The sequence below is a fragment of the Streptomyces sp. NPDC058674 genome, from assembly GCF_042716505.1.
Taxonomy (GTDB): Bacteria; Actinomycetota; Actinomycetes; order Streptomycetales; family Streptomycetaceae; genus Streptomyces.
This window is the reverse complement of record NZ_JBHXSC010000128.1, coordinates 1-6,470: the sequence shown is the minus strand read 5'-3', so window position 1 is coordinate 6,470 and position 6,470 is coordinate 1. Positions and strand designations below refer to the sequence as shown.

The 6,470-nt window shown below is 74.7% G+C and carries 5 protein-coding genes and 1 riboswitch; of the genes, 3 read left to right on the top strand and 2 right to left on the bottom strand.

The window, feature by feature from the left end; all coding sequences use genetic code 11:
- Nucleotides 1-733 precede the first annotated feature (733 nt).
- A complete protein-coding gene (locus ACFWU6_RS33400; RefSeq protein WP_383985214.1) occupies nucleotides 734-967 on the bottom strand; it encodes a ferredoxin in 234 nt (77 codons plus the stop codon).
- Entirely contained in the window at nucleotides 967-2,439 is a 1,473-nt protein-coding gene (locus ACFWU6_RS33395) for an aldehyde dehydrogenase (RefSeq protein ID WP_383985211.1), read from the bottom strand. The genes ACFWU6_RS33400 and ACFWU6_RS33395 overlap by 1 nt, the downstream gene beginning before the upstream one ends.
- Nucleotides 2,440-2,623: 184 nt before the next feature.
- On the opposite strand from ACFWU6_RS33395, the gene ACFWU6_RS33390 reads away from it, so the two are divergent.
- The 3 genes from ACFWU6_RS33390 to ACFWU6_RS33380 all read left to right on the top strand — a co-directional run bounded on the left by ACFWU6_RS33390 (nucleotide 2,624) and on the right by ACFWU6_RS33380 (nucleotide 6,004).
- Nucleotides 2,624-3,730 (top strand): MBL fold metallo-hydrolase, encoded by a 1,107-nt coding sequence (locus ACFWU6_RS33390; RefSeq protein ID WP_383813079.1) that lies wholly within the window; start codon nucleotides 2,624-2,626, stop codon nucleotides 3,728-3,730.
- Between the two features lie 113 nt (nucleotides 3,731-3,843).
- Nucleotides 3,844-3,923, top strand: a riboswitch (cobalamin riboswitch).
- A gap of 129 nt (nucleotides 3,924-4,052) precedes the next feature.
- On the top strand, nucleotides 4,053-5,309 hold the full coding sequence (locus ACFWU6_RS33385) for a prenyltransferase/squalene oxidase repeat-containing protein (RefSeq protein WP_383985208.1): 1,257 nt from the start codon (nucleotides 4,053-4,055) through the stop codon (nucleotides 5,307-5,309).
- Nucleotides 5,309-6,004 carry an SCO2322 family protein gene (locus tag ACFWU6_RS33380; RefSeq protein ID WP_383985205.1) on the top strand — a complete coding sequence of 232 codons (696 nt, stop codon included), beginning with the start codon at nucleotides 5,309-5,311 and terminating at the stop codon, nucleotides 6,002-6,004. Before ACFWU6_RS33385 ends, ACFWU6_RS33380 begins: the two co-directional genes overlap by 1 nt.
- Nucleotides 6,005-6,470 lie beyond the last annotated feature (466 nt).

The window sequence follows — 6,470 nt, the reverse complement described above, 5'->3', positions numbered from 1 at the left end:
GTCCGTCTGGGGCTCATGTAGCGGGCACGCAGTCCAGACGGGGCCCAGGGCAGCCCTTTCCGGGCCCGGCAGCCGGGTACCTGCGCCAAACAGCGGAGAGATGACCCTGGCGGCAGTCCGGCCGGGCCTCACGCAACAGATCGCTACGCGCTTCCCTCGGTCGAGCGTCCGACCGCCGTCCACCCACCCAAGACCCGTCCACGGGTCACATGTCCGCTAAAGGGGCCCGATGGGGGTGGGAACGGGCTGTGATGGAGCGGGAGGTTGATGAATCCAACCTCACGCTCCACGATCTGATCGTTTACGTCCCGCACGGCCCGCAGACGCGTCACAGCGCCCCCACCACCCATCGCGGGCGGCCTATGTCCAGCCCCAGACGGACCGCAGCCGCCAAGCCGGGAGAAGCGCGTAGCGATCTGACGCGCCCCGAAGACCGCCCGCCCTTCCCTGGCCAGGGCCGATGTGGACTGCTCCCCCCGGCCCGTTCCTTTGGGGGGTTCCCGACAGTCTTCGTATGTCCGGGGCGGGACGGTCGGTCAAGGGTGGCCGAAGGCCATCGCGAAGCGACGCGACGACGAAGGAGGAGCGCCCTTGAGGGACCGGCCCGACCCGGAGAGACGATGAGACTGACGGGAAACCCCCAAACCTGTCCGCTCCCGCCCCGCCGAAGCCCCCGCCCCCCACCACCCCCGCCCCACCCCTCAAAGCCCCCGCCCCGCCACAGCCCGCCCCCCTACTCCTCCGGCGGAAACACCGGCTCCCCCGTAGCAGCCAGAGTGATCATGATGGCTTCGACCGGGCAGCCCTCCGCCGCCGTCAGGACCGGCTCGTTCGCGTCCGTCTGCGCCGTCCGCGGATACGACTGGCGTGCCGTGTCGAGGGCGAAGCCCTCCGGGGCGTGGTTCACGCACATCCCCGAGCCGATGCAGACCCCGCGGTCCACCTCGACGTGCCAGCGGTCGCCCATCATGCGCCGGCCGCAGGGGGTTCGTACCCGGCCGGGAGGTGGATCATCTTGTGCTCCAGGTACTCGCCGAGCCCCTCGGGGCCGAACTCGCGCCCGAGGCCGCTGTTCTTGTAGCCGCCGAACGGCCCCATCATGTCGAGGCTGAAGGTGTTCACGTTGAAGGTGCCCGTGCGGACCTGCCGGGCGAAGTCGACGCCGTGCTCGGCGTCGGCCGTCCAGACGCTGCCGCTCAGGCCGAACTCGGAGTCGTTGGCCACGCGCAGCGCCTCCTCCTCGTCCCCGTAAGGGATCAGGCAGACGACCGGGCCGAAGATCTCCTCGCGGGCGATCCGCATCGAGTTGTCGACGTCGCCGAAGAGGGTGGGCTCCACGTACCAGCCCCGCTCCAGGCCGGCCGGGCGGCCGCCGCCCGTGAGGATCTTGGCGCCCTCCTCCTGGCCGATGCGGATGTAGTCGAGGGAGCGCTGCTGCTGCCGCCGGGCGACGAGCGGGCCGAGCTGGGTCGCCGGGTCGAGCGGGTCGCCGACCACCAGCGCCCCCGCAGCGGCCGCGAGGGCCTCGGCCACCTCCCCGTACCGGCTGCGCGGCGCGAGGACGCGGGTCTGGGCCACGCACGCCTGCCCGTTGTTCATCCAGGCCGCGGGCGCGATCCCGGCGACGGCGGTCGTCAGGTCGGCGTCCGGCAGGATCACGGCCGCGGACTTGCCGCCGAGTTCGAGGGTGACGCGGGTGAGGTTGCGGGAGGCGACCTCCATCACGCGCCGGCCCGCGGCGACGGAGCCGGTGAAGGCGACCTTGTCGACGCCGGGGTGGCCGACGAGGTACTCGCTGACCTCGCGGTCGGCGGGCAGGATCGACAGCACTCCCTCGGGCACCCCGGCCTCGCGGGCGATGTCGGCGAGGATGTACGAGTCCAGGGGGGACTCCGGGGAGGGCTTCAGGATGACGGAGCAGCCGCTCAGCAGCGCCGGGGCGAGCTTGGCCGCGGCCACGAACTGCGGCACGTTCCAGGGGATGACGGCCGCGACGACCCCCACCGGCTCGCGTCGCACCAGGATCGGCCCGAGGGCGCCCTGGCGGTACTCCTCGTAGGGGAAGGCGCGCGCGACGTTGATCGCGGCGTCGTAGACCATCATCGGGCCGAGGGCCTGGGCCAGGATGCTCCAGGAGTACGGAGAGCCGTTCTGGGAGCTGATGGAGCGGGCGATCTCCTCGTGCCGGACGGCGATGGCGTCCTTGATCCGGGAGACGACGGCGATCCGCTCGTCCAGGCTCGTCCGCGGCCAGGGGCCGGAGTCGAAGGCCTTGCGCGCCGCCGCGACCGCCCGGTCGACGTCCGCCTCCGAGGCGTGCGGGACGGAGCCGATGACCTGCTCGGTGTGGGGGGAGACGACCTGGATCGTCCCGGTGCCCAGCGAATCCGTCCACTCCCCGCCGATGAACAGCTGTCCGTGTTCCACGAGCTCCGTCATGGCTGATGCCTCCTGCGGCTTGGCGTTCCCGAACTGATACCAGTTCTAGTTCCAGGAGTCCACGGCCAGGACGGAACGGCGCGGTTGATCCAACGGCTGGTCAGAAGCGGGTGAAGATGGTCGACTTGGGCGACTACTGAAACAAGTTCTCGTTCACCGGCAGGATCGTAGACAGGGGACCCTCATGCCAGAGGACGCGTCACACATCACCCCGCAAGTGGCACGGCAGGCGACACCACAGGCGACCCCGCAGGTCACCGACCACGGCGGCGGCGTGTGGGCCGTCAAGGTGCCCATCCCCGACAACCCGCTCGGCCACACCCTCGTCCACCTGCTCGACACCGACCGCGGCCCGGTCCTCGTCGACACCGGCTGGGACGACCCCGACTCCTGGGACGCCCTCACCGCCGGCCTCGCCGCCATCGGCACCTCCGTCGCGGACGTCCACGGCGTGGTCCTCACCCACCACCACCCCGACCACCACGGCCTGTCCGGCCAGGTCCGCGAGGCCTCCGGCGCGTGGATCGCCATGCACGCCGCCGACACCGAGGTCGTCGTCCGCACCCGCGCCGCCGAGCCGGGCGTCTGGTTCGACTACATGAGCGAGAAGCTCGCCGCAGCCGGGGCCCCCGAAGAGCACGTCGCCCCGCTGCGCGCCGCCCGCGCGAGCGGCCGCCTGCACACCCTGCCCGGACTGCGGGCCGCCGTGCCCGACCGGGAGATCGTCCCGGCCGAACTCCTCCCCCTGGCGGGCCGCCGGCTCCGGGCCGTCTGGACCCCCGGCCACACCCCCGGACACGTCTGCCTCCACCTGGAGGAGCAGCACCCGGCGGGCCTCCCCGGCAACGGCCGCCTCTTCTCCGGGGACCACCTGCTGCCCGGGATCTCCCCGCACATCGGCCTCTACGAGGCCCCCGACGAGCACGGCGTCACCCGCGTCACCGACCCCCTCGGCGACTACCTCGACTCCCTCGAACGCGTCGGGAAGCTGCACCCCGCCGAGGTCCTCCCCGCCCACCAGCACGCCTTCACCGACGCCCCCGCCCGCGTACGCGAGCTCCTGGACCACCACGAGGAGCGGCTGACCGGGCTGTGGGAGCTGCTGGCCGAGCCGCTGACCCCCTGGGCGCTCGCGGAGCGGATGGAGTGGAACCGGCCCTGGGAGCAGATCCCGTACGGCTCCCGCACCATCGCCGTCTCCGAGGCCGAGGCCCACCTGCGGCGGCTGGTGAAACAGGGCCGCGCCGAGGCGGTGCCGGGCAGCGAGCCGGTCGCCTACCGGGCTCTGTAGGCCGTACGGGCGCCCGGCGTACACGACCCGGTAAGGGGCGCCGCTGGCCGGCGCCCCCGGGCCCCGCGACCACGGGCCGGTAGAGTGAACGGGTCGTCCACACTTCTGTACGGGGGGAAGCCGGTGCAATTCCGGCGCTGACCCGCAACCGTGACCCACCCCGGCGCCGTCCGGGCGGGGAGCCGGAATGCCCCGTACCGGAAGTGCACGGCTCGCGCCGCCGGCTCCTCCGGCGGCCGGCACCGTCGAGGTAAACGGAGCCGGAGCCCGGTGCCTGCGCGTGCCTGCCTCCCGCTCCCCGGTACGAGAGGCACCCGCCCCCATGATCGTCCGCCGCAGCGCCGCCGCGCTCGCCGCCTCAGCCGTGCTCTGCGTGGGTGCCGCCCCCGCAGCCCTCGCCGACACCGCGCCGCCCGCCTCCCCCTCCGCGCCCCCGGTCATCCCCTCCGGCCTGTACGGCAAGACCGACCCGACGTACGACGGCGTGTGGCGGCAGTCCTTCGCGCTGCTCGCCCAGCACACGGTGGGCGTCGAGCCCGCCCGGCAGGCCGTCGACTGGCTGGTGGGCCAAAGCTGCGCGAACGGCGGCTACGCCTCCTTCCGCGCGGACCCCGCCGCGGCCTGCGACGACAAGACGATGTACGACACGAACGCCGCCGCCGCCTCCGTGCAGGCGCTGAAGGCGCTCGGCGGCCAGGACGCGACGGTCAGGAAGACCGTGGACTGGCTGAAGTCCGTCCAGAACGAGGACGGCGGCTGGGCCTACGTCCCCGGCTCCCCGAGCGAGGCGAACTCCACCGCCCTGGTGATCAGCGCGCTGGCCGTGGCGGGCGAGAAGCCGGCCGAGGTCAAGTCCAAGGCGGGCAAGTCGGCTTACGACGGCCTGCTCCCCTTCCAGCTGGGCTGCACCGCCGAACCGACCGCCGACCGCGGCTCCTTCGCCTACCAGCCGGTCGACGGGAAGCTCCTCGCGAACGCCGACGCCACGGCTGCCGCGACGCTGGCCGGCCTCGGCCGGGGCGCGGCCGTACCGCCGTCCGCCTCGGACACCCCGGCGGCCCCGCTGGCCTGCCCGGCGAACGCCGCCGACCCGGCGGCCGCCGCCCAGGGTGCGGCCGGCTACCTCGCCGAGGCCCTCAAGAAGGACGGCCACCTCACGGCCGTCACCCCGGGCGCCGACCAGCCGACCGCCGACACCGGCAACACCGTGGACGCGGTGATCGCCCTGGCCGCGGCCGGGCACAAGCAGTCGGCGGCGGGCGCGCTGGAGTGGCTCAAGGCCAACGCCGTCCCGTGGGCGAAGGGTAGCCCGGCCGGCCTCGGCACGCTGATCCTGGCGGCGCACGCCACCGGCGCGAACCCCAGGTCCTTCGGCGGCGCCGACCTCGTGGCCGAGCTCAACGCCACCGGCCCCGCTCCGCAGGGCGCGGACACCAGCGCCACCGAGGTCGAGAACGAGAAGGGGAAGAAGACGGGCTCCGGCGGCCAGAACGTCTGGTGGATCATCGGTGCGGGCGCCGCTGCCGGCGTCGGCATCGGCATCCTGCTGAGCGGCCGCAAGAAGAAGAACCAGCTCTGATGCGCCGCCGCCCCGCGCCGGGCCGGCGCGCGCTCCCGCGCCGTCCGGCCGCGCTCCTCCTCGCCCTGGGTGTGGTCCTGACCCTGCTGGCCGCCGGCCCGGCGCTGGCGTCGAGCTACCGCTACTGGTCGTTCTGGGACGGCGCGGACGGCCGCTGGGCGTACGCCACCACGGGCCCCTCGACGGCCCGGCCGGGGGACGGCACGGTGCAGGGCTTCCGATTCGCGGTGAGCAAGGAGACCGGGGACCAGCAGGCGCAGCCCCGGACTCCCGCCGACTTCGAGGCGGTCTGCGGGAGCACGGCCCCGACGGAGGGCCGCAAGCGGGTGGCGCTGGTCATCGACTTCGGCACCCCCGAGGACGCCCCGGCGGGCGACGCCCCGCCGCAGGGCGCACCGCGCACGGCGTGCGCGCAGGTGGCGCCCGACGCCACGGCGGCCGAGGCGCTCGCGTCGGTCGCCAAGCCCCTGCGCTACAACGGCGCGGCGCTGCTCTGCGCGGTGTCCGGCTACCCCCGGCAGGGCTGCGGCGAGCCGATGGAGGACGCCCCGGCGGCCGCGGGTGCGCCCGAGGCGGCTCCCCCGGGCGACGCCGGCGACGCGGGCGGCCCCTCGGCGGGCCTGCTGGCGGGCGTCGCCGCGGTGATCGCCCTGGCCGCGGCCGCCATCTGGCAGTCCCGCCGCCGCACCCGATGACACCGCCCGCACCCCACCCCGACCGGTCACCGACCCCCACGCCCGGATCACCGGCTTCCACACCCCCGGGACCGTCCACGGCTGCCCCCGAGCCCGGATCGCCGACCCCCGCACCCCCGGAACCGGTTACGGCTGCCCCCACACCCGGACCGCCCGCCTCCACACCCCGGGCACCCACCCCGACCACCCCCACGCCCAGATCGCCAGCCTCCGCACCCCCGGGACCCACCATGGCCGCCCCCGAGCCCGGACCGCCGGCCTCCGCACCCCCGGGACCGACCACGGCTGCCCCCGAGGCCGGATCACCGACCCCTGCACCCCCGGAACCGATTACGGCCGCCCCCACGCCCGGACCGCCGGCGGCCACACCCCCGGGGCCGGCCGCAGCCGCCCCCGGGCCTGCCGCAGCGGCGCCCGCGGCGGCCCGCGGCCTCCCCGGCGGCGCGGCCGGCCGGACGGGCGGCGC

Coding starts and splice junctions, on each gene's coding strand:
- ACFWU6_RS33400 (WP_383985214.1), bottom strand. CDS start 967: ATGGGCGACCGCTGGCACGTCGAGGTGGACCGCGGGGTCTGCATCGGC.
- ACFWU6_RS33390 (WP_383813079.1), top strand. CDS start 2,624: ATGCCAGAGGACGCGTCACACATCACCCCGCAAGTGGCACGGCAGGCG.
- ACFWU6_RS33380 (WP_383985205.1), top strand. CDS start 5,309: ATGCGCCGCCGCCCCGCGCCGGGCCGGCGCGCGCTCCCGCGCCGTCCG.
- ACFWU6_RS33395 (WP_383985211.1), bottom strand. CDS start 2,439: ATGACGGAGCTCGTGGAACACGGACAGCTGTTCATCGGCGGGGAGTGG.
- ACFWU6_RS33385 (WP_383985208.1), top strand. CDS start 4,053: ATGATCGTCCGCCGCAGCGCCGCCGCGCTCGCCGCCTCAGCCGTGCTC.